This is a genomic window from Stappia sp. G46H5W, from assembly GCF_058448995.1.
In genome coordinates, this window is the sequence record NZ_JBZFLL010000003.1 from 67,531 (window position 1) to 87,726 (window position 20,196).

General features: G+C 67.4%; 20 protein-coding genes. 8 read left to right on the forward strand and 12 right to left on the reverse strand.

What is annotated here, in order from left to right; all coding sequences use genetic code 11:
- Positions 1-97: 97 nt before the first annotated feature.
- Positions 98-1,114 (reverse strand): polyprenyl synthetase family protein, encoded by a 1,017-nt coding sequence (locus ACVJ6E_RS10515; protein WP_185926550.1) that lies wholly within the window; start codon positions 1,112-1,114, stop codon positions 98-100.
- 193 nt (positions 1,115-1,307) lie between these two features.
- Here ACVJ6E_RS10515 and ACVJ6E_RS10520 point away from each other — a divergent pair, with 193 nt between their 5' ends.
- Together ACVJ6E_RS10520 and ACVJ6E_RS10525 are read left to right on the forward strand one after the other, a co-directional pair.
- Complete coding sequence (locus tag ACVJ6E_RS10520) at positions 1,308-1,574, forward strand: putative signal transducing protein (RefSeq protein ID WP_120268301.1); 267 nt, start codon at positions 1,308-1,310, stop codon at positions 1,572-1,574.
- Positions 1,571-2,431, forward strand: a complete 861-nt coding sequence (locus ACVJ6E_RS10525) for a tRNA1(Val) (adenine(37)-N6)-methyltransferase (RefSeq protein ID WP_208996609.1) — start codon at positions 1,571-1,573, stop codon at positions 2,429-2,431. The genes ACVJ6E_RS10520 and ACVJ6E_RS10525 overlap by 4 nt, the downstream gene beginning before the upstream one ends.
- A 581-nt stretch (positions 2,432-3,012) precedes the next feature.
- On the opposite strand, the gene ACVJ6E_RS10530 is transcribed toward ACVJ6E_RS10525, so the two are convergent.
- A complete protein-coding gene (locus tag ACVJ6E_RS10530) occupies positions 3,013-3,282 on the reverse strand; it encodes an usg protein (protein ID WP_120267346.1) in 270 nt (89 codons plus the stop codon).
- Between the two features lie 195 nt (positions 3,283-3,477).
- Here ACVJ6E_RS10530 and ACVJ6E_RS10535 point away from each other — a divergent pair, with 195 nt between their 5' ends.
- Both ACVJ6E_RS10535 and ACVJ6E_RS10540 read left to right on the forward strand, forming a co-directional pair.
- The gene (locus ACVJ6E_RS10535) at positions 3,478-4,413 is read left to right on the forward strand and encodes an AAA family ATPase (RefSeq protein ID WP_120267345.1); all 936 of its coding nucleotides are present in this window, start codon (positions 3,478-3,480) and stop codon (positions 4,411-4,413) included.
- A 4-nt stretch (positions 4,414-4,417) separates the two neighbouring features.
- A complete protein-coding gene (locus tag ACVJ6E_RS10540; protein WP_120267344.1) occupies positions 4,418-5,692 on the forward strand; it encodes a vWA domain-containing protein in 1,275 nt (424 codons plus the stop codon).
- Positions 5,693-5,710: 18 nt separating this feature from the next.
- On the opposite strand, the gene ACVJ6E_RS10545 is transcribed toward ACVJ6E_RS10540, so the two are convergent.
- Positions 5,711-6,433, reverse strand: a complete 723-nt coding sequence (locus tag ACVJ6E_RS10545; protein WP_120267343.1) for an LrgB family protein — start codon at positions 6,431-6,433, stop codon at positions 5,711-5,713.
- Entirely contained in the window at positions 6,430-6,804 is a 375-nt protein-coding gene (locus ACVJ6E_RS10550; protein WP_120267342.1) for a CidA/LrgA family protein, read from the reverse strand. The genes ACVJ6E_RS10545 and ACVJ6E_RS10550 overlap by 4 nt, the downstream gene beginning before the upstream one ends.
- A gap of 270 nt (positions 6,805-7,074) precedes the next feature.
- On the opposite strand from ACVJ6E_RS10550, the gene ACVJ6E_RS10555 reads away from it, so the two are divergent.
- Positions 7,075-7,266, forward strand: coding sequence for a hypothetical protein (locus ACVJ6E_RS10555; RefSeq protein WP_120267341.1), 192 nt, complete (start codon positions 7,075-7,077; stop codon positions 7,264-7,266).
- 10 nt (positions 7,267-7,276) lie between these two features.
- Here the strand turns inward: ACVJ6E_RS10555 and ACVJ6E_RS10560 are convergent, their stop codons facing one another.
- The 7 genes from ACVJ6E_RS10560 to ACVJ6E_RS10590 all read right to left on the reverse strand — a co-directional run bounded on the left by ACVJ6E_RS10560 (position 7,277) and on the right by ACVJ6E_RS10590 (position 13,594).
- On the reverse strand, positions 7,277-7,795 hold the full coding sequence (locus ACVJ6E_RS10560; RefSeq protein ID WP_120267340.1) for a L,D-transpeptidase: 519 nt from the start codon (positions 7,793-7,795) through the stop codon (positions 7,277-7,279).
- A gap of 189 nt (positions 7,796-7,984) precedes the next feature.
- Positions 7,985-9,088, reverse strand: coding sequence for a branched-chain amino acid ABC transporter substrate-binding protein (locus ACVJ6E_RS10565; RefSeq protein ID WP_120267339.1), 1,104 nt, complete (start codon positions 9,086-9,088; stop codon positions 7,985-7,987).
- Between the two features lie 201 nt (positions 9,089-9,289).
- Complete coding sequence (locus ACVJ6E_RS10570; protein WP_083206030.1) at positions 9,290-9,652, reverse strand: DUF6867 family protein; 363 nt, start codon at positions 9,650-9,652, stop codon at positions 9,290-9,292.
- A 106-nt stretch (positions 9,653-9,758) separates the two neighbouring features.
- The gene (locus tag ACVJ6E_RS10575; RefSeq protein WP_120267338.1) at positions 9,759-10,490 is read right to left on the reverse strand and encodes an ABC transporter ATP-binding protein; all 732 of its coding nucleotides are present in this window, start codon (positions 10,488-10,490) and stop codon (positions 9,759-9,761) included.
- Entirely contained in the window at positions 10,487-11,332 is an 846-nt protein-coding gene (locus tag ACVJ6E_RS10580) for an ABC transporter ATP-binding protein (RefSeq protein WP_120267337.1), read from the reverse strand. Before ACVJ6E_RS10580 ends, ACVJ6E_RS10575 begins: the two co-directional genes overlap by 4 nt.
- On the reverse strand, positions 11,329-12,654 hold the full coding sequence (gene livM / locus ACVJ6E_RS10585) for a high-affinity branched-chain amino acid ABC transporter permease LivM (RefSeq protein WP_120267336.1): 1,326 nt from the start codon (positions 12,652-12,654) through the stop codon (positions 11,329-11,331). The genes ACVJ6E_RS10580 and livM overlap by 4 nt, the downstream gene beginning before the upstream one ends.
- Before the next feature lie 4 nt (positions 12,655-12,658).
- On the reverse strand, positions 12,659-13,594 hold the full coding sequence (locus ACVJ6E_RS10590; RefSeq protein ID WP_120267335.1) for an ABC transporter permease subunit: 936 nt from the start codon (positions 13,592-13,594) through the stop codon (positions 12,659-12,661).
- A gap of 405 nt (positions 13,595-13,999) precedes the next feature.
- Between ACVJ6E_RS10590 and ACVJ6E_RS10595 the strand changes: the two genes are divergently transcribed.
- The 3 genes from ACVJ6E_RS10595 (at position 14,000) to ACVJ6E_RS10605 (ending at position 16,651) form a co-directional block, all read left to right on the forward strand.
- Positions 14,000-14,938, forward strand: coding sequence for a LysR substrate-binding domain-containing protein (locus tag ACVJ6E_RS10595; RefSeq protein WP_120267334.1), 939 nt, complete (start codon positions 14,000-14,002; stop codon positions 14,936-14,938).
- A 136-nt stretch (positions 14,939-15,074) separates the two neighbouring features.
- A complete protein-coding gene (locus ACVJ6E_RS10600) occupies positions 15,075-15,608 on the forward strand; it encodes a flavin reductase (RefSeq protein WP_208996608.1) in 534 nt (177 codons plus the stop codon).
- Between the two features lie 47 nt (positions 15,609-15,655).
- Positions 15,656-16,651, forward strand: coding sequence for a P1 family peptidase (locus ACVJ6E_RS10605; protein WP_120267333.1), 996 nt, complete (start codon positions 15,656-15,658; stop codon positions 16,649-16,651).
- A gap of 26 nt (positions 16,652-16,677) precedes the next feature.
- Here ACVJ6E_RS10605 and ACVJ6E_RS10610 read toward each other — a convergent pair whose 3' ends face one another.
- On the reverse strand, positions 16,678-20,172 hold the full coding sequence (locus tag ACVJ6E_RS10610; protein ID WP_120267332.1) for an indolepyruvate ferredoxin oxidoreductase family protein: 3,495 nt from the start codon (positions 20,170-20,172) through the stop codon (positions 16,678-16,680).
- Positions 20,173-20,196 lie beyond the last annotated feature (24 nt).

Genomic DNA, 20,196 nt, shown 5'->3' on the forward strand with positions numbered 1-20,196 from the left:
CCCCGCAAAGGCAAGCGGGGCGGTTGCAAATTTCGAGACGGATTTTGCAAAAACCCGTCTCGAAATCGCTCAAATTCGATAATGGCGTCGCGAAAACTCAGCTGACGCGGGCGATGCAGAATTCGACCGCCTCGGCCAGCGCCTCGCGCTGCTCGCTGGCGGGTAATCCCCGCAGCGCCTCCAGCGCCTCGGCCCCGAACGCACGGGCCCGCTCGATCGTCTCGGCGAGCGCCCCGGTCTCCTGCATGATCGCGATGGCACGGTCAAGATCGCCGTCGCGCACGTCGCGCTCTTCCAGGCAGCGGACCCAGAATTCGCGGTCCTCCGGCTTGCCCCGGCGGATGGCGAGGATAACCGGCAGGGTGATCTTGCCTTCGCGCAGGTCGTCGCCAGTGTCCTTGCCGAGATCGGCGGCCGAGCCACCATAGTCGAGCGCATCGTCGACGAGCTGAAAGGCAAGGCCGAGGGCCATGCCGTAGGAACGGGCGAGCGCGCGGTTGGCGTCGGACGCCTCGGCGATGACCGGACCGACCTCGGCGGCGGCGGCGAACAGGGCCGCCGTCTTCGCCTCGATGACCTGCATGTAGCGCTCTTCGGTAGTCTCCAGGTCCTGCGCCGCACCGAGCTGCATGACCTCGCCCTCGGCGATCACAGCCGAGGCGCTGGCCAGGATCTGCAGCGCCTCGAGCGAGCCGACATCGACCATCATCTTGAAGGCCTGGCCGAGCAGGTAGTCGCCGACCAGCACGCTTGCCTGATTGCCCCACAACTTGCGCGCCGCGAGCTTGCCGCGCCGCATGTCGCTCTCGTCGACGACATCGTCGTGCAGGAGCGTCGCCGTGTGCATGAACTCGACGCTGGCGGCCAGGCCCACATGACCGTCGCCCGCGTAGCCGAACATGTCGGCCATGGCGAGGGTCAGCATCGGCCGCAGCCGCTTGCCGCCCGACGAGATCAGGTGGCGGGCGATCTCCGGGATCAGCTCGACATTCGATCCCGCCTTGGACAGGATGAGCTGGTTGACGGCCTCCATGCCGCCGGCGGTGAGGTCGACCAGGTTCTGGATGCTGGCCGGTTCTGACCGGGTTTCGCGCAAGGGAACCACCACGCCCACGTTGAACAACCTCGTTTCGAGTAAGAGACGGCGGGACAATAGGTCCGGCCCATGCCCACGGCAAGCCGTCTTTCGCGAGACGCACCGTTGACCAAACCGCACAGATGCCGCACAGGCGCATCAGGGAATGTCGCCTCGACCGCCCTGGTCTTGTAAGGTGCCCCACCCGCAAGACCCAATGGACAAGGACTACATGGTTCCTCTGCTCAAGACCAACGATATGGTCCTGATTTCCTATGTCGAGGCGCTTCTGGACGAAGCCGGCATCGGTCATCTCGTGCTGGATGGCAACATGAGCATCCTGGAAGGCTCGCTCGGCATCATCCCTCGCCGGGTGATGGTGATCGAGGAGGACCTCGGCGCGGCCATTCGTCTCATGCGCCGGATGGAGCTCGCACACGAGCTCGATGCCGACACGCTGGCCCGCCACCAAAAGGCCGACGGGAGCCCTCAGCCGTGAGCGGCGACGTGCAGGACGCGGCCGACATCGAAGGCGCTGCAGCAGAACCGGGACCCGTGGCGCAGGCGCTGCAGGAGAGCGCCGCGGTCACCAAGGACGCCTTTCTCGGCGGGCTGGTGCAGGTGCTGCAGCCGGCGCGCGGCGCCCACCGCGCCGGGCTGGACGCGGTTTATCTGGCGGCCGCCGTGCCCGCCGGAACGCGCGGGCGCGTGGTCGATCTCGGCTCGGGCGTCGGCACCGCCGGCTTCTGCCTCGCCGCACGCCTGCCCGAGGTGGAAGTGCTGCTGGTCGACCGCGACCGGGCGGCGCTGGATCTGGCGGAGCGGGCGCTTGCCGTGCCCGAGAATGCCGGTTTCGCCTCGCGCGTCTCCATCGTCGAGGCGGACATCACCGCCCGCGGGCGCGAACGCCATGCCGCCGGCCTGACGCCGGGCCTTGCCGACCACGCCATCGTCAACCCGCCCTACTATGCCGACGGGCGCTTTCGCGCCTCGCCCGCCGCGCCGCGCGCCGGGGCGCATGTGCTGGACACGCGCGGGCTGGAGCCCTGGGTGCGGGTCGCCACCGACATCGTGCGCGAGGGCGGCACGCTGACCATGATCTTCCGCGCCGACGGGCTGGGCGAGATCCTGCAGCTGCTGCCCGGCCGCTTCGGCGCCATCGACGTCATTCCGCTGCGCCCGCGCCCTGAGGCCGCGGCAACGCGCATCCTGGTGCGCAGCGTGCGGGCGAGCCGGGCGCCGATGCGCCTGCTGCCGGGCTTCGTGCTGCACGAGGGCGCCGGCTCCGATTTCACCCCCGAGGCACGCGCGATCATGCGCGACGGTGCCGGCCTGCCGCCGCCCCCGCCGCGCTGAGACGCGGCGCAGGCGGCATTTCGGAATGCAGGAGTGCACGATTTTGGGGAACCAGGACCGCGCGCCCAAAAACATGATTGTTTTACTCATGTTTTATACCTACCCTCCTCGCAACCTATGATGGAGGGGTTTCATGGAATGGCGTCTGTCCCAAACGGCACAGGGCAACATCAAGTCGCTGTTGCTGATTTCGTGCCTCGGCGTGATGTCCTATCTCATTTTTGCTTTGGGAGAATACCCGCCATTTGTAGCCATCAGTATATTTGCATCCTCATATCTGACATGCAGATGGATCGGACTGTGCAGAATTTACATAAAATATGAAAACTACAAATTTTATTCCTCCTTATTTTGGATAATATTTTCAATATACGCCTTTCACAAATTTGATAGTGACGAGTATCCGCTGCTGAATTTTCTGTTTTTTTTCTTTGGCATTGGCCTGCACGGGCCGCTCTCTCTCGAGCTCGCCCTGGGTTTCTATAGGCGCCGCAGGTAGCCGCACGGCATAGGATGCCCGTGCGGCGGGGCATAGCACTCCGCCACGCCCCGCGCAGTGGACCGCAGGCAGGACCGATCCGTCAGTGGATCGGGAACTCCGCGTCGAGAATGCGCCAGTCGCTCGGCCCGATCAGGTCGCGATGGGAGATGCGCACCGAATGCAGCCTGCCCTCGATGTCGCGCTCCCAGAACTGCAGGAAGCGGCTGAGCTCGGGGAAGGTCGGAGCCTTGTCGAGCGTCTGCCACAGGAAGGTCTGCAGCAGCCGCGGATGGTCGGGCATGTGGTAGAGGATATGGGCCGTGAGCAGGCCGTAGCCCTCAAGCTGGCGGGAAAAATCCGATGATCTCATGATCCGAACCTTTCGAAGTCCCTCACCCAGCGTCAAGTGTCCGGACTTCATGGTTAACGACGGGTTAACCCGTCGTTTGCGGCCGCCTTGTCCCTAAGGACACCTGACAAGCCCCGCCTGCCCGCACTATGTTGCAGGGAAAGAGCCCGGCGCCTTTGGACGGCTGCGCGGGCGAGCCGAGCAACAGGAGCCCAGATGACCGCGCAGCCTCTCCCGGACACGATCGACGCGACGAGCGCCCTGCTGGACGGCCAGGGCTATGTGGGGGACCGCTCGCTGGCCACTGTGCTGCTGCTGGCGCTGAAGCTGAAGCGGCCGCTCTTCCTGGAAGGCGAGGCCGGCGTCGGCAAGACCGAGATCGCCAAGGTGCTGTCGCAGGCGCTGGGGCGCGAGCTGATCCGCCTGCAATGCTACGAAGGGCTGGACGTTTCCACCGCCGTCTACGAATGGAACTACGCCGCGCAGATGGTCGAGATCCGCGTGTCGGAAGCGGCCGGCGACACCGACCACAGCGAATTGTCGAAGTCGGTCTTCGCCGAGCGCTTCCTGATCAAGCGCCCCGTGCTGCAGGCGCTGGAGCCCTCGCTCTCCGGTCCGCCGGTGTTCCTGATCGACGAGCTGGACCGGGCCGACGAGGCGTTCGAGGCATTCCTGCTGGAAGTGCTGTCGGACAACCAGGTGACGATCCCCGAACTAGGCACGATCCGCGCCGAGGAGCCGCCCATCGTCATCATCACCACCAACCGCACCCGCGAAATCCACGACGCCCTGAAGCGCCGCTGCCTGTATCACTGGGTCGACTATCCGGACGCGGAGCGCGAACTGGAGATCGTCCGCCGCAAGGTGCCGGGCGCCGGCGACCGGCTGTCGCGCGAACTCGTCGCCTTCGTGCAGGCGCTGCGCACGGACGAGGACCTGTTCAAGCAGCCGGGCGTTGCCGAGACGCTGGACTGGGCGACCGCGCTGACCGAGCTGGACCAGATCGCGCTGGACCCGGACATGGTGTCCGACACGCTGGGCGTGCTGCTGAAATACCAGGACGACATCGAGCGCGTGCGCGGCTCGCGCGCCCGCAAGATCATCGAGGAGATCCAGCGCGACCACGACCGCACGGGAAGCGGAGCGGCCTGAGCCGATGACGGACGAGCTCGCGACGCTGCAGGAGCAGGCCGGCGGACGCATCGCCGACAACATCGTGCATTTCGCGCGGACCCTGCGCCGTGCCGGACTGCCGGTCGGACCGGCCAGCGTGGTCGATGCGGTGCGCGCGGTCGAGGTCGCCGGCATCCGCAACCGAGAGGACCTGTACTGGACGCTGCATGCGGTCTTCGTGCGCAAGCGCGAGCAGCGCGCCGTCTTCGACGAGGCCTTCCGCATCTACTGGCGCTCGCGCGGGCTGATCGAGAAGCTGCTGTCGATCCTTTCGCCGGTGGCGCCCGCGCGCGGCGAGCCGGACAAGCCCAAGGCAGGCCAGACCCGCGTTGCACAGGCCTTCCAGGCGACGCGCGAACGCCAGCAGCACGAGCGCGAGGAAGTGGTGGTGGACGCCCGCTTCACCGTGTCGGGCCGCGAGCTGCTGCAGCGCAAGGACTTCGCCCAGATGAACGCGGAGGAGATCCGCCGGGCCAAGGCGGCGCTCCGGCGAATGGTGCTGCCGATGGAGAAGGTGCGCCTGCGCCGGCTGGTCAGCGCAACGCGCGGGCGCATCGACCCGCGGCGCACCTTGCGCGCCTCGCTGCGCACCGGCGGCGACATGATCGAGCTGCGCCACCGGCGCCACGACCTGAAGCGCCCGCCCGTCGTCGCGCTCTGCGACATTTCCGGCTCGATGAGCCAGTACACCCGCATCCTGCTGCATTTCATGCATGCGCTGACCGAGGAGCGGCGCAACGTCCACACCTTCCTGTTCGGCACGCGGCTGACCAATGTCACAAGGCAGCTGCGGATGAAGGACCCGGACGAGGCGCTCCTCGCCTGTACGCAAGGGGTGGAGGACTGGTCCGGCGGCACGCGCATCGCCACAGCGCTCGCCGCCTTCAACCGGCAATGGTCGCGCCGGGTGCTGTCCGGCGGCCCCATCGTGCTGCTGGTCACCGACGGTCTGGAGCGCGACACCGACGAGGATCTGGAGCGCGAGATCGACCGGCTGCACCGCTCGTGCCGGCGGCTGATCTGGCTGAACCCCCTGCTGCGCTTCGAAGGGTTCGAGGCGCGCGCAAGGGGCGTGCGGGCGATGCTGCCGCATGTCGACGAGTTCCGCGCCGTGCACTCGCTGGAGGCGGTCGCCGACCTTTGCACCGCGCTCAGCGGCGAGCGCGACCGCGGCGGCCAGCTGACCGACCCGCGCGCCTGGCTGCGCCGGGCAGAAGCGCATGCGGCGCAGGACGCGGCCCGCATCGCCGCGAGCTGACGGCTACCCGAAGACCCGCTACCCGAAAATCAGGCGCCAGACGAGCGGCACCAAGAGCGCCGTCGCTATGGCATTGAGCCCCATGGCAAGGCCGGAAAAGGCGCCGGCGGTCTCGTTGACCAGCAGCGCGCGCGAGGTGCCGATGCCGTGGGCGGCAGTGCCGATGGCAAAGCCGCGCGCCCGCCAGTCGCGAATGCGCGCCAGATCCAGCACCAGCGGCCCGAGCGCCGCGCCCAAGATGCCGGTGAGGATGACCAGCACGGCGGTGAGCGAGGGCAGCCCGCCGAGCGGCTCGGCAATGCCCATGGCCACCGGCGCGGTGGCGGATTTCGGCGCGAGCGAGGCCAGCGTCTGGCGCGAGGCGCCGAGCAGCCAGGCGACGGCGAGCGCAGAGAGCGCGGCGGTGAGCGAGCCGGCCAGCAGGCTGACGCCGATGGCCAGCGCGGAGCGGCGCACCTGCGCGAACTGGCGGTAGAGCGGGATGGCGAGCGCCACCGTCGCCGGCCCCAGCAGGAAGTGCACGAACTTCGCCCCGTCGAAATAGACCGGATAGGCGGTGCCGGAGACAAGCAGAACGGCGCCGATCAGCAGCACCGCGACCAGCACCGGATTGACCAGGGGGTGAAAGCCGGCCCGCCGGTAGAGGAAGAAGCCGAGCTGATAGGCGGCAAGGGTGAGCGTCAGGGCGGCGAGCGGGCTCGCCGACAGATAGACCCAGATCTGCGACAGCGGCTCGCTCATTGCGCGCCACCCTCGGGACCGGAGGGGCTTTCCGCCTCCTGCCGCGCCAGCCGGCTCATGACGAGGCCGGTGACCAGCACGGTCAGCAGGGTGGAGACGATCAGCGCGGCGGTGATCGCCAGCCCCTCGCGCCCGATCAGGCCGAGATGCACGACGACGCCCACGCCGGCCGGCACGAAAAGCAGCGCCAGGTTCTTCAAAAGCGCATCGCCCACCCGGCCGAGATCCTCCCCCACCCCGCCGCGAATGAGCAGCAGCAGGAACAGCAGGATCATGCCGAGCACCGGGCCCGGCACCGGCAGGCCGCTGGCGGTGACCACGAGTTCGCCGGCGAGCTGGCAGCACAGTATCAGTGTCAGGGCCCCGATCATTCGCATGCTCCCCCGTCTTGCACCCTTGCCCTGCGGCACTGCACCCACAGTGCAAGGGCGAGCGGCCGCCGGCAAGGGCGCGCACCGCAGGATGGGCGGGCGTGCATTTTCCTCTGTCGCAGCGGAACCGAAAGACTCTGCCGAGAGTTACACGAACGTGAACAGTAGAGAACAAGGCGATCGGCAGGACGACTTGAAATCGCCAAGATCGTCGCCATTTTCTGCTGCAGGACTGCGAAGGAGCCGCGCGTAAACAGCGCCGAGTGACCGATGATGCGACTGACCGAGCCTCACGACCCCGCCACGCCGCGCCGCAGCCGGATGCTGCTGCCCGCGCTGATCGTCTTCGTGCTGGGCACGGCAACGCTGATGGTGCTGGGCGCCGGTCTTGCCGATGTCAGCCGCAAGGATGCGGCGCTGGCCCAGCCGATGGAAACCGCCGCCCCCGCCCGTTTCGGCTGAGGACAACGGCTCAGTTGACCGCGATGACCGGCGTGTTGACGCCGACCCGGCGGAACAGGTCCGCAATGTCGCGATTGTGCATGCGGATGCAGCCATAGGACACCGACCGGCCGATGGAACCGGGCCGGTTGGTGCCGTGAATGGCATATTCGCCCCCGGCGAGCGTCATCGCCGCAACCCCCATCGGATTGTTCGGAGACCCGCCCGCGATCACCTTCGGCAGGTGCGGCAGGTCGCGCTTCACCTCGGCCGGCGGCGACCAGGCCGGGCGCACATGCATGCCGGTGATGTAGGTGCGGCCCGCCCAGGCCTTGCCGCGCTTGCCCACGGCAACCGTGTAGCGCAGGGCCGTGCCGCCGCGCTGCACCAGGTAGAGTCGCTTCTCGCTGTTGCGGATGACGATGGTGCCCGGCGCAATGCGCGTGTCGGAAAAGGCGACAAGCTCGGGTGCGGCGAGTGCCGAATGGCTCCACAGCGCGACCCCGATTGCCACATAGATCGCAACGATACCCCAGACGACCCTGCCCATCGCACGCTCCGGTATTGGTTTACCGAAAGTTTACGCAATAGCTGAGCGTGGGGAAGCGGCAAGCGCAGGCCCGCCCCTTGAATCGATTCGCATGGTTACGGATTAAGGTTTACGCGCCCGCCGCGGGCAAAGAAAAACCCCGCCCGGACGAACCGGGCGGGGCCAGAAAACCGCAGCTCGCCGAAAGGCTTACTGCATGTAGTCGTAGGTGCCGTCCTTCCACTCGTAGAAGACGTAGCCCGGCAGGGTCACGTCGCCCACGTCGTTGAAGGCCAGGTTGCCGAGCACGGTGGAGAACTCCATCTCGTTCAGCTTGCCGACGACCGGATCGAAGTCGGTCGAACCGGCGGCCTTCACGGCCTCGGCCCAGGCCTGGATCGCGGCGTAGGTGTAGAGCGAGTAGCCCTCGGCGGTACGGCCGGCGGCCTCGAGCGCCGCGACGACCGGCTTGGCGACCTCGTTCTTGCGCGGATCCGGAGAGAAGGTCATGAGCGTGCCGGCACCGACATCGCCGGTGATCGACCAGTACTCGTCGGTGACGAGCGCGTCACCCGACACGAGGACGGTGCTCATGCCCTGCTCGGCCATCTGGCGCTTGATGAGGCCGGCTTCCGTGTGGTAGCCGCCGACATACAGCACGTCGATGTTCTCGGACTTCAGCTTGGAGACGAGCGCGGTGTAGTCCTTCTCGCCGGCCGTATAGGCCTCGTAGAGGGCTTCCTGCTTGCCGGCCTCGTTCATGTACTTCTTGGTCTCGTCGGCGAGGCCTTTGCCGTAGGCGGTCTTGTCATGGATGATGGCGATGTTCTTGTCGCCGAACTTCTCGGCAAGGAACGCACCAGCAACCTGGCCCTGCTGGTCGTCACGACCGCAGGTCCGGAAGATGCCCGGGCCCGGACGCTCGTCGGTGAAGGTCGGGTTGGTCGAGGCCGGAGAGATCTGGATGATGCCCTCTTCCGCATAGACCTGGCTGGCCGGGATCGAGGAACCCGAGCAGAAGTGGCCGGCGACGAAGACGACGCCCGAACCGACGAACTGGTTGGCAACCGCCACGGCCTGCTTGGGATCGCAGGCATCGTCACCGATCTGCAGCACCAGCTTCTCGCCGTTGATGCCGCCGGCGGCGTTGATGTCCTCGACGGCCTGCTCGGCACCGGCCTTCATCTGTGCGCCGAACGAGGCGTACTGGCCGGTCATCGGACCCGCGGTCGCGATGATGATGTCGGCCATCGCCGCGGTCGACAGGCCCATGCCGACGACGGTGGCGACGCTCGCCATAAGAAGCTTCTTCATAAGGTAGTCTCCCCTTGCTCCAGATGCTTTCCCGACCCACCTCGGGCCGGGAGCTGAACCACTCTGGTTGTGCGGGCTTTTTGCCCGCGGGCCGTCCCTTCCGGATCGGCCATCTACCGAAACACTATCCCCTTTTCGGGCAAAGTCGAGCGTTTCGGATCAGGTAGCGGGAAGGAGAACCTTCCCGCAATGCGCGTAGTGTCAGGCGATGCTGTCGTCGGCGCCGGGGCGCAGACGCCAGCCGAACGGGCTCGTCTTTTCGTAGAGCCAGCGATACTGGCTGGTCATCTGGTTGGTGCGCGTCACCCGCCAGCCGGCAAGCGCCAGCGCGACCAGATAGGCGAAGGCGATCAGCCAGTGCTGGATCGAAAGCAGCGTGCCGCCATAGAGCGCGAAGCTCAGGAAGCGCACCGCCAGCGACAGCAGGAAGATGAACCACACCAGGACGAAAAGCGGGCGCCAGGTCAGGGCGCAGGCCCGGCCCGTCGACCAGGCTGCAGCCCCGCCGAGGACGAGGGTCAGGATGATGAAGCCCGCGAGGGTCGTGTCATAGAGGAATCCCATCAGGACCTCCCTTTGTGCCGCCGTCCGGCCCTGACGGGCCCGGGTGCCGGCGAGAATGAGAACACGGGTTCCGGCCGCCGCGCCGCAAGGGCCGGCGGCCGCCGGATCAGTGCCTGCCGCCCTCGAGATAGGCCGCCTTCACCTCTTCCCTCGACAGCAGCTCCTTGCCGGTTCCCGACATGGTGATGACGCCGTTGACCATCACGTAGCCGCGATGCGCCAGCTTGAGGGCGTGATAGGCGTTCTGCTCGACGAGGAAGACGGTGAGGCCTTCGGTGCGGTTGAGCTCGGCGATGGCGTCGAAGATCTGCTTGACGATCAGCGGCGCCAGACCGAGGGACGGCTCGTCGAGCAACAGCAGCCGCGGCCGGCCCATCAGGGCGCGGGCGATCGCCAGCATCTGCTGCTCGCCGCCCGACAGCGTGCCGCCGCGCTGCTCCCGCCGCTCCTTGAGGCGGGGGAAGAGCGTGAAGACCTTTTCCAGATCGCCGGAAAAGTGCTTCGGATCGACGACGGCCGCGCCCATCTGCAGGTTTTCCATCACCGACATGCGCGGGAAGATACGGCGACCTTCCGGCGACTGGGCGATGTCCATCCGCATGATCTCGTGCGTCGGCATGTGGGTGATGTCGATCCCCTTGTAGTGGATCGTGCCGTTGCGCGCCTGCGGCGTGCCGCAGATCGTCATCATCAGGGTCGACTTGCCGGCGCCATTGGCACCGATCAGGGTGACGATCTCGCCCTCGTGGACGTCCATGTCGACGCCGCGCAGCGCGACGATCTTGCCGTAATAGGTCTCGACGCCACGAATCTGGAGAAGGGGTTCTCTCTCGCTCACAGGCCCACCTCTTCTTCCACCTGATCGACTTCGTCATCCGCAACGCCGAGATAGGCGGCAATGACCTTCGGGTCGTTCTTCACCTCGTCCGGGGTGCCGTCGGAAATCTTCTCGCCGTAGTCCAGCACCACCACATGGTCGGAAATCTCCATGACCACCGACATGTCGTGCTCAATCAACAGGACCGAGGTCTCGTGCTCGTCGCGAATGTAGTGCAGCAGCGTGTTGAGCTCGGCGCTCTCGCGCGGGTTGAGGCCCGCCGCCGGCTCGTCCAGGCACAGGAGCTCCGGCATGGTGCACATGGCGCGGGCGATCTCGAGCCGCCGCTGGTCGCCATAGGGCAGATCCGCCGCCGGCGCATCGGCCCGGTCGATCAGGTTGGTGCGCTCCAGCCAGTACCGGGCCCGGTCCACCGCGCCGGCCTCCGCCTTGCGGAAGCCGCCGATGCCCAGCAGGCCGCCGACCGTGTAGCCGGAGGCCACCATCAGCGGGTTGTGCTGCGCCACCATCAGGTTTTCCAGCAAGGTCATGCCGCCGAACAGGCGGATGTTCTGGAAGGTGCGCGCGACCCCGGCCTTGGCCGAGATCTTGAAGTCGGGCATGCGCTCCAGCAGGTAATGCTCGCCGGTGCGCCGCTTCATGGTGATGCGGCCCTCGGTCGGCTTGTAGAAGCCGGTGGCGCAGTTGAAGACCGTGGTCTTGCCGGCGCCATTGGGACCGATCAGGGCGGTGATGTCGCCGCGACCGACATTGAACGACAGGTCGTTCACCGCGACCAGGCCGCCGAAGCGCATGGTCACATGCTCGATGCGAAGGACGGGATCGTCGTTCCAGCGTCTCATCCGTGGCCCTCCTGAACCAGATCGGCGGAAATGCCCTTGGCCTTCTTTCGGTCAAGCGCGATGGAGGGCGCACGGGTCGAGATCAGACCGCGCGGCTTCCAGACCATGATGACGACCATCAGGAGGCCGAACACGAGCATCCGGTATTCCTCGAACTGCCGGAAGAACTCGAAGCCGCCGATCATCACCACCGCAGCGATGACGACGCCGACCTGCGAGCCGAGGCCGCCGAGAACGACGATCGCCAGGATCACCGCCGATTCGATGAAGGTGAAGCTCTCCGGCGAGATGAAGCCCTGGCGCGTGGCGAAGAACGAGCCCGCGAAACCGCCGAACATGGCGCCGAGCGCGAAGGCGGTCAGCTTGGTGTTGGTGGTGTTGATGCCGAGCGAGCGGCAGGCGATCTCGTCCTCGCGCAGGGCCTCCCAGGCCCGTCCGACCGGCAGCTTGCGCAGCCGCATGGTGACGAAGTTGGTCGCAAGCGCCATCACCAGGATCAGGTAGTAGAGGAAGATGATCCGGTGGATGGAGTTGAAGTCCAGCCCGAAGAAGTCGGCAAAGCCGCCCTCTCCGCGCTCGAACTCCAGACCGAAGAAGCTCGGCCGGGGAATGCCGGACAACCCGTTCGGTCCGCCGGTGAACTCGTACCAGTTGAGCAGCACCACGCGGATGATCTCGCCGAAGGCCAGCGTCACGATGGCGAGATAATCGCCCCGCAGACGCAGCACCGGGAAGCCGAGGATGACGCCCCAGAAGGCGGCGAGGATGCCCGCGAGCGGCAGGCAGAGCCAGAAGGAAAAGCCGAAATACTGGGCCAGCAGCGCGTAGGAATAGGCGCCCACCGCGTAGAAGGCGACATAGCCGAGATCCAGCAGGCCGGCGAGGCCGACCACGATGTTGAGGCCCCAGCCGAGCATCACGTAGGTCGTCACCAGGATCGCGAGATCGAGATACTGGCGCGAGCCGCGCGAGCCGAGGAAGTACATCAGCAGGAACGGCAGGACCACGGCGAGCACGAAGAGCAGCGGCGTGATCAGGTGTCCGAAGCGGAAGGCCGCCGCCTGGCTGGGCATGAGCCCGCCGAGCATGGCGGTGACCGGCTTCTCGCTCTTCCAGACGAAGAGGTTGAGAGCCAGGCGTCCGAAGAAGACGACGGCGACCGCGATGGCGACCGCGCTCCAGCGGTACTCGATCGACAGACCGCCGATGCTGACTTCGGTCTTCATGCCGATGAGCATGGCGAACAGGCCGAATGCGACCAGCGCGCCCACGGCGGCATCCTTCACGGAGCCGGCGAGCAAATCCTGTTTCTGTGCGGCCATGGTCTCAGACCTTCTCGACTTCGGGTTTGCCCAGGAGACCCTCGGGCATGAAGATCAGCACGATGGCGAGGATCGAGAATGCGGCCACGTCCTTGTATTCAAGGGAGAAGTAGCCGGACCAGAACGTCTCGATGAGGCCGATCAGCAGACCGCCGAGCATGGCGCCGGGCAGCGAGCCGATGCCGCCGAGAACGGCCGCGGTGAACGCTTTAACGCCGGCCAGGAAGCCGATGTAGAAGTCGATGACGCCGTAGTAGAGCAGGAACATCAGGCCCGCGACGGCGGCCAGCGCCGCACCCATGACGAAGGTCAGCGAGATGGTGCGGTCGACATTGATGCCGAGCAGCGCGGCCATCTTGCGATCCTGCTCGCAGGCGCGCTGCGCCCGGCCGAGCGGCGTCTTGGTGATGAGGAAGGTGAAGCCGGCCATCAGCAACAGCGTCGCGACGATGATCAGGATCTGCATGTAGCTGATCTGGACGACGAAGTTGCCCTCGGGTCCGACCGTCTCCCACAGCTGGATGTTGCCGCCCAGCAGCGGCTGCAGCGGCTTGGTGCGCGCGCCCTGCGAGATCTGCACGAAGTTCTGCAGCGCGATCGAGGCGCCGATGGCGGTGATCAGCGGCGCCAGGCGGAACGAGCCGCGCAGCGGCCGGTAGGCGATCCGCTCGACCGTCCAGCCCCAGACCGCGGTCAGCGCCATGGCGATGACCAGCACGAGGCAGAGCGCCAGGATGAGCAGCAGCAAGGGCGTCGCGGCGGTGATGCCCAGCGCGATGATCACGATGAGCGCGATGAAGGCTCCGACCATGAAGATATCTCCATGGGCGAAGTTGATCATGCCGATGATCCCGTAGACCATCGTGTAGCCAATGGCGATCAGGCCGTAGATCGACCCGAGCGTAACGCCATTGATCAACTGTTGGATGAAGTAGTCCATAGGCCCTGTGGTCCCCCTGAAGGACTGGCGGCTTCGCCGTTCTCAGTCCGTAGCACCGCCGACATGGCAGCGGCGCGTGATCTCATGTACTTACCAAGCCCCTGTGGGCCGCACAATTCCCCTCGAAAACCGGTACTTAGAAAAGAACATCTTTCCCCTCCGCCGGCAAACGAAACGCGATTGTTCCTCCACGGCACTCCGATGGCCCTCCCCGCGAACACGGTGTTGCCCGGCGGCCCCACAGAGCGCGCAATGCGCCCGGCGACTTCCGGACAGACCTGTGGCGGGGAATCGAAGCGGCGACGTGGCTCCTCCCGATCGCGCCGTTAACGTTAGGGAAAAAAGTCACAAGGAAACACCAGTTTCAATTGAAACTTACGGACGTCATGGTTAGATTTTCTAACCATGAGTAATGGCAACCTGCCTCCTCTCAACGCGCTCAGGGCCTTGGCCGCCCTCGCCCAGACCGGCCGCGTCGGCAAGGCTGCCGACGAACTCGGCGTCACCCATGCCGCAGTCAGCCATCACCTGCGCAATCTGGAGGACTGGTTCGGCATCGCGCTGGTGCGTCGGGTCGGACGCCGCGTCGAGCTGACGCCGGACGCCGAGCGCATCGCCGACGTGACGCGCGCCTCGCTGCAGCGGATCGGCGACGTGTGCCACGACGTGCTGGAAACGGTGCGCCGGCCGGAGCTGTCCATCGCCTGCGTCCCCTCCTTCGGCACCCGGTACCTAATTCCCCGCCTCGTCGACTTCGCCGAGGTCGCCCCGAACCTGCGGCTCAGCCTGCTCTACGCCCAGCACGGGCTGGCGCAGGACACCGACATTTCCATCGACTGGTTCGACACCCCGCCGCTGGCCGAGCGCTACGCGGTGCGCCTGCGGCTCCTGTCCGGCCACACGCGGCCGGTCTGCAGCCCGGCGCATCTGGCCGCGCACGGCCCCTTCGACACGCCGCAAAAGGTGGCCGGCGCCCGCCTGCTGCACGACGAGACCCGCAAGGACTGGCGCGACTGGATAGCGGAAAACGGCCAGCCGCAGGACCTTGCCGGCAACGGCCCGGTGTTCAGCGACTTCAACCTCTTGGTCAGCGCAGTCGTCGCCGGCCACGGGGTGGCGCTGTGCGTGGAAACGATGATCGAGGCGGAGCTGGAGCGCGGCGACCTGATCCCGCTCACCGACACGCTGGGCAGCCGCGACCGCGGCTACTGGCTGACCACGACGCAGCCGCCCGGCCCGGCCGCCCAGCGCTTCATCGAATGGATCTGCGAGCGCATGCCGGGCAGCGTCCCGGGCTCGCGCGATTCCGGACGGCGGGGCGCAAATCCGCAACCGGCCCCGTGAAACCTATTCGAAACCGCCCTAGGTTAGGATCGATGCTCCAGGGGCACATGCCCCCGCGGACGGACGGCAACGCGAAAGAACCAGGGACGGGCACGGTCGGGCCATCAGCATGGCCGGAAGGACCGGAGGGGACGACATGACGAACAGCTCAGCCTTCAGGACGGGAGGCCTCGGCGGCGAGGGCGCGCAGCCCGTCGACCGCTTCGCCTTCCGCGAGGCCATGAGCCGGCTGGGCACCGCGGTCCACATCGCCACGACCGATGGCGTCGCCGGGCGCGGCGGCACCACCGTCTCGGCTGTCGCCTCCGTCTCCGACGCCCCGCCGACGGTGCTGGTCTGCGTCAACCGCCAGGCCCGCATCAATGCCGCGATCAAGGCCAACGGCCTGTTCGCCATCAACACGCTGCCGGCCGAGGCGCAGGCGCTCTCCGATGCCTTCGCCGGCAAGGGCGACCTCACCTTCGACGACCGCTTCGCGCTGGCCGACTGGCATCGGCTCGCGACCGGCTCGCCGATCCTGCGCGGGGCGCGCGTGGCACTCGACTGCCGGGTGACCGACATTTCCGAGATCGGCACCCATTCGGTGATCTTCGGCGAGATCCTGGGCATCGAGCTCGGCGAGCGCGGCCCGGCGCTGATCTATCTCGACCGCGCCTATCACCGCATCTGACCTGTCCCGGCTGACGCCGCCTCCTGCAACGACCCGATGAGGCCGCCTTGCGCAACCTGATCACCGACGTGCCGGGCCTTTCGGTCGGCAATGCCTCCTGCGAGAAGCTCAAATCCGGCGTCACCGTTCTGACCGCGGACCGGCCGCTGCGTGCCTCCGTGGCGATCCATGGCGGGGCGCCGGGCACCCGCGAGGCGGCGCTGCTCGATCCACGCTTCACAGTGGAAAGCGTCGATGCCTTGGTGCTGTCGGGCGGCTCGGCCTTCGGCCTCGATGCGGCCTCCGGCGTGCAGATGGCGCTGGCCGCGCAAGGCCGCGGCTTTGCCGTCGGCACGGCGCGCGTGCCCATCGTACCGGGGGCGATCCTGTTCGATCTGCTCAACGGCGGCGACAAGCACTGGGGCGACACCAATCCCTATGGCGCGCTCGGCCGCAAGGCGCTGGCCGCAGCCGCCCCGGACTTCCAGATCGGCAGCTTCGGTGCGGGTGCCGGCGCGACGACGGCAACGCTGAAGGGAGGCCTCGGATCGGCCTCGGCGAAGCTGTCGTCGGGTGCAACCGTCGGCGCGCTGGTCGCGGTCAATGCGCTCGGCAGCGCGGTGCTGGGCGAGGGTCCGCATTTCTGGGCCGCGCCCTTCGAGAAGGGGAACGAGTTCGGCGGCCTCGGCTGGCCGGCAAAGATGCCCGCCCTGCCCGACCGACCGCGCACCAAGCTCGACGGCCTCAGCGAGCGCGCCAATACCACCATCGCCATCATCGCGACGGATCTGGCGCTCACCAAGGCCGAGTTGCAGCGGATGGCGGTGGCGAGCCATGACGGCTTCGCCCGCGCCCTGTGGCCGGCGCATACCCCGCTCGACGGCGACCTGATCTTCGCGGCCTCCACGGCTGCGCGCGAGATGCGCGATCCCTTGCCTGAGACGGTGGAGATCGGCGCGGTCGCAGCTGCCGTGATGAGCCGGGCGATCGCCCGCGCCGTCCATGCGGCCAGCCCAGCCCCCGGCGACACGCTGCCGACGTGGACTGAGCGCTTCGGCGGATAGAGCCGGACCGGACCCGCGGCGGCGGATTACTCCGCCGCTTCCATCACAGGCGTGCCCTCGCCCTGCGGCGCAAGCTGGGCCAGCAGCGCCTCGCGCCGGGCCATCGCCTTGGCGAAATTCGCTTCCTTCACCGGACCGAAGCCGCGCACCGTGTCGGCAACGCGGGCGAGTTCGACGAGCAGGCCGTAATTCGCTGTGCCGACAAGACCGGCGATGCGCTCGGCATCGGCAAGGCAGAGGCTCGCAAACTCCCGCTCCATGCGCCGCTCGCCGGTGCGGCCGAACGGATCGAAGGCGCTGCCGCGCAGGCGCTTGGCCTTGGCCAGCAGGCGGAAGGCGGTGAAGATCCACGGGCCGAAGGCGATCTTGCGCGGGCGCCCGGTGCGCGGGTCGAGCGAGCGGGAGATCAGCGGCGGCGCCAGGAGCACCTTGAGCTTGCGCGGGCTGTCGAACTGCGCCTCCAAGCGGGCGCGGAAGTCGGGCTGCGAATACAGCCGCGCGACCTCGTACTCGTCCTTGTAGGCCATCGCCCGGTAGAGGCCGTCGGCGAGCGTGCGCGTCAGCCGCAGGGTGCCGTTGCCGGCGCGCTCGTCGGCGGCACGCACGGATGCGACCGCATCGAGGAACCGCTTTGCATAGGCCTCGTCCTGATAGGCGGCAAGCTCGCCGCCGAGGAACGCGATCCGCGTGTCGAGATCCATATCCGCGGCCGGGTCGACGGCATTGGCCGCCGGCAGGGCGGACAGGATCTTCTCCGGCACGGCAAAGAGCACCCGGCCGGCGTGGAAGGCCGACAGGTTCTTCTCCACCGCCGCGCCGTTGAGGCGGATCGCGGTGTCAAGCGCGGTGGTCGAAAGCGGCAGGCGGCCGGCCTGATGCGCCATGCCGACCAGCATCATGTTGGCGTAGATGGCATCGCCGAACAGCGCCTCGGCGATGCGGGCGATGTCGTGGCCGGCAAAGAGCGGACAGGCTTCGTCCAGCGTCTTCAGCATCCGCGCCTCGTCGAAGGAGAGCGTCTGCTTCATCACGAACTCGGCCGTCGGCGCGACGCGCGAATTGGCAAAGCCCGCCGTGCGCTCCCGGTCGATCAGCGCCAGCTGCTCGGCATTGGTCGCCACCACCATGTCGGAGGCGAGCAGCACGTCGAGGCTGGCGGTCGGGATGCGCGGCCCCTCGATGGCCCGGTCCGCGGTGGAGAAGCGCAGATGCGAGGTGACCGGGCCGCCCTTCTGGGCAAGGCCGGTCATGTCCAGCGTCGAGGCCTGCTTGCCGTCGACATGCGCGGCCATCGCCAGCACCGCCGCCGTGGTGGTGACGCCGGCGCCGCCGATGCCGGCGATCAGCAGATTGAGCGTCGTCTCAAGCCCGGCGACCTCAGCTTCAGGCAGTTCGGCGACGAGCGCGGCAAGGTCGAGCCCGCTCGCCTCGGCCCGGCGCAGCGAGGCACCCTCCACCTCCACGAAGGAGGGGCAGAAGCCCTTGGCGCAGGAAAAATCCTTGTTGCAGGACGACTGGTTGATCCGCCGCTTCTCGCCGAAGGGCGTCGCCAGCGGCTCGATGGAGATGCAGTTGGACTGCACCGAACAGTCGCCGCAGCCCTCGCAGACACGCTCGTTGATGAACAGGCGCATGTCGGGATCGGCAAAGTTGCCGCGCTTGCGGCGGCGGCGCTTTTCGGCGGCGCAGGTCTGGTCGTAGATCAGCACGGTGACGCCGACGATCTGCTGCAGCTCCTCCTGCACGCGCATCAGCTCGTCGCGATGGAAGACATCGGTGCCCGGCGCAAGGTCGCGGCGGCCGACATAGGCGTCGGGCTTCTCGCTGACGACGACGATACGCTCCACCCCTTCGGCCTCGAGCTGGCGGGTGAGCTGCGGCACGGTCAGGATGCCGTCGACCGGCTGGCCGCCGGTCATCGCCACCGCGTCGTTGTAGAGGATCTTGTAGGTGATCGGCACCTTGGAGGCTACGGCCTGACGGATCGCCAGGATGCCCGAGTGGAAATAGGTGCCATCGCCGACATTGGCGAAGACATGCTTGTCGCGGGCGAACTCCGACTGGCCGACCCACAGGACGCCCTCGCCGCCCATGGCGATCTGGCCGTCGGTGGTGCGGCCCGGGATCTCCGTCATGGCATGGCAGCCGATGCCCGGCATGGAGCGGGCGCCCTCGGGCACGAGTGTGGACGAGGAGTGCGGGCAGCCCGAACAGAAATACGGCACGCGCGCGGCGCGCTCCGCATGGCCCTGCGACCACATCACCTGCCGGTTCATCCGCTCGGCAACGGCGCGCATTTCGGCGGTCACGAAGTCGGCCGGCAGGAAGGCGAGCAGCGCCGGAATGATCTCGGCGACAGCCAGTTCCAGAAGGTCGGAGAGGAACGGATTGCCCTGCGGCGTCATCTTGCCCCAGATCGCCGGACGGGCATGGTCCGGCCAACCATAGGCGATTTCCTTGATCTGCGGCTCGAGGAAGGCGCGCTTGTGCTCGACGACGAGCAGCCGCTCCAGCCCGCGGGCGAAATTCGACAGGCCGATGGGCTCCAGCGGCCAGGGCATCGCCACCTTGTAGATGGCAAGGCCGATGTCGCGGGCCCGCTCTTCCGTGAGGCCGATCAGCTCGAACGCCTGGCGCAGGTCGCGATAGGCCTTGCCGGTGGCGACGATGCCGATGCGCGGGCGGCTGGCGCCGAAGGCGACCCGGTCGAGCCCGTTGGCCCGCACATAGGCGCGCGCGGCCGGAATGCGCACGTCGCGCAGCAGCCGCTCGGTCTCCAGGCGATTGCCGAGCAGAAGCACGCGGTTGAGATCGTCGTGCCGGCGCGGATCGCGGTCCTCGGGGAAGACGAAGTCGAGGCGCGCGGGATCGACGGAGACGGTCGCGGAGGCGTCCATCGTGTCGGCAAGGCAGATCAGCCCGCTCCACAGCCCGCTGAAGCGCGACATGGCAAAGCCGTGCTGCCCGTAGTCCAGCACTTCCTGGATATCGGACGGGTTGAGCACCGGCATCTCGACATGCTGGAAGAAGAACTCCGACTGCGCCGGCAGGATCGAGGACTTGGCCAGATGATCGTCGCCCGCCAGCGCCAGCACGCCGCCATTGGCCGCCGTGCCGCTGGCATTGGCCTGCCGCAGCACGTCGCCGGCGCGGTCGACGCCCGGCGCCTTGCCGTACCAGATGCCGAAGACGCCGTCGTAATCGGTGCCCTTGCCGTGATGGGCGACCTTCTGGCTGCCCCAGACAGCGGTGGCGCCGAGCTCCTCGTTGACGCCGGGCTTGAACACGATATCGGCCGGGGCAAGGTGGCGCCTGGCGCGCACGAGCTCGGTGTCGAAGCCGGCAAGCGGCGACCCGCGATAGCCGGAAATGAAGCCGCCGGTCTTCAGTCCGCTTGCCCGGTCGAGCCGGCTGCGGTCGAGGGCGAGGCGCACGAGCGCCTGGATGCCGGTCAGGTAGACACGGCCGTCATTGGAGACGTATTTGTCGTCGAGGGAGACAGAGCGCGTGATGGCGTTCATGGAGACGGCCTCCTCATCCGTCTT

Coding starts and splice junctions, on each gene's coding strand:
- ACVJ6E_RS10565 (WP_120267339.1), bottom strand. CDS start 9,088: ATGAAGAAGCTTCTTATGGCGAGCGTCGCCACCGTCGTCGGCATGGGC.
- ACVJ6E_RS10600 (WP_208996608.1), top strand. CDS start 15,075: ATGACGAACAGCTCAGCCTTCAGGACGGGAGGCCTCGGCGGCGAGGGC.
- ACVJ6E_RS10540 (WP_120267344.1), top strand. CDS start 4,418: ATGACGGACGAGCTCGCGACGCTGCAGGAGCAGGCCGGCGGACGCATC.
- ACVJ6E_RS10530 (WP_120267346.1), bottom strand. CDS start 3,282: ATGAGATCATCGGATTTTTCCCGCCAGCTTGAGGGCTACGGCCTGCTC.
- ACVJ6E_RS10590 (WP_120267335.1), bottom strand. CDS start 13,594: ATGGACTACTTCATCCAACAGTTGATCAATGGCGTTACGCTCGGGTCG.
- ACVJ6E_RS10610 (WP_120267332.1), bottom strand. CDS start 20,172: ATGAACGCCATCACGCGCTCTGTCTCCCTCGACGACAAATACGTCTCC.
- ACVJ6E_RS10545 (WP_120267343.1), bottom strand. CDS start 6,433: ATGAGCGAGCCGCTGTCGCAGATCTGGGTCTATCTGTCGGCGAGCCCG.
- ACVJ6E_RS10595 (WP_120267334.1), top strand. CDS start 14,000: ATGAGTAATGGCAACCTGCCTCCTCTCAACGCGCTCAGGGCCTTGGCC.
- livM (WP_120267336.1), bottom strand. CDS start 12,654: ATGGCCGCACAGAAACAGGATTTGCTCGCCGGCTCCGTGAAGGATGCC.
- ACVJ6E_RS10580 (WP_120267337.1), bottom strand. CDS start 11,332: ATGAGACGCTGGAACGACGATCCCGTCCTTCGCATCGAGCATGTGACC.
- ACVJ6E_RS10520 (WP_120268301.1), top strand. CDS start 1,308: ATGGTTCCTCTGCTCAAGACCAACGATATGGTCCTGATTTCCTATGTC.
- ACVJ6E_RS10560 (WP_120267340.1), bottom strand. CDS start 7,795: ATGGGCAGGGTCGTCTGGGGTATCGTTGCGATCTATGTGGCAATCGGG.
- ACVJ6E_RS10535 (WP_120267345.1), top strand. CDS start 3,478: ATGACCGCGCAGCCTCTCCCGGACACGATCGACGCGACGAGCGCCCTG.
- ACVJ6E_RS10550 (WP_120267342.1), bottom strand. CDS start 6,804: ATGATCGGGGCCCTGACACTGATACTGTGCTGCCAGCTCGCCGGCGAA.
- ACVJ6E_RS10570 (WP_083206030.1), bottom strand. CDS start 9,652: ATGGGATTCCTCTATGACACGACCCTCGCGGGCTTCATCATCCTGACC.
- ACVJ6E_RS10555 (WP_120267341.1), top strand. CDS start 7,075: ATGATGCGACTGACCGAGCCTCACGACCCCGCCACGCCGCGCCGCAGC.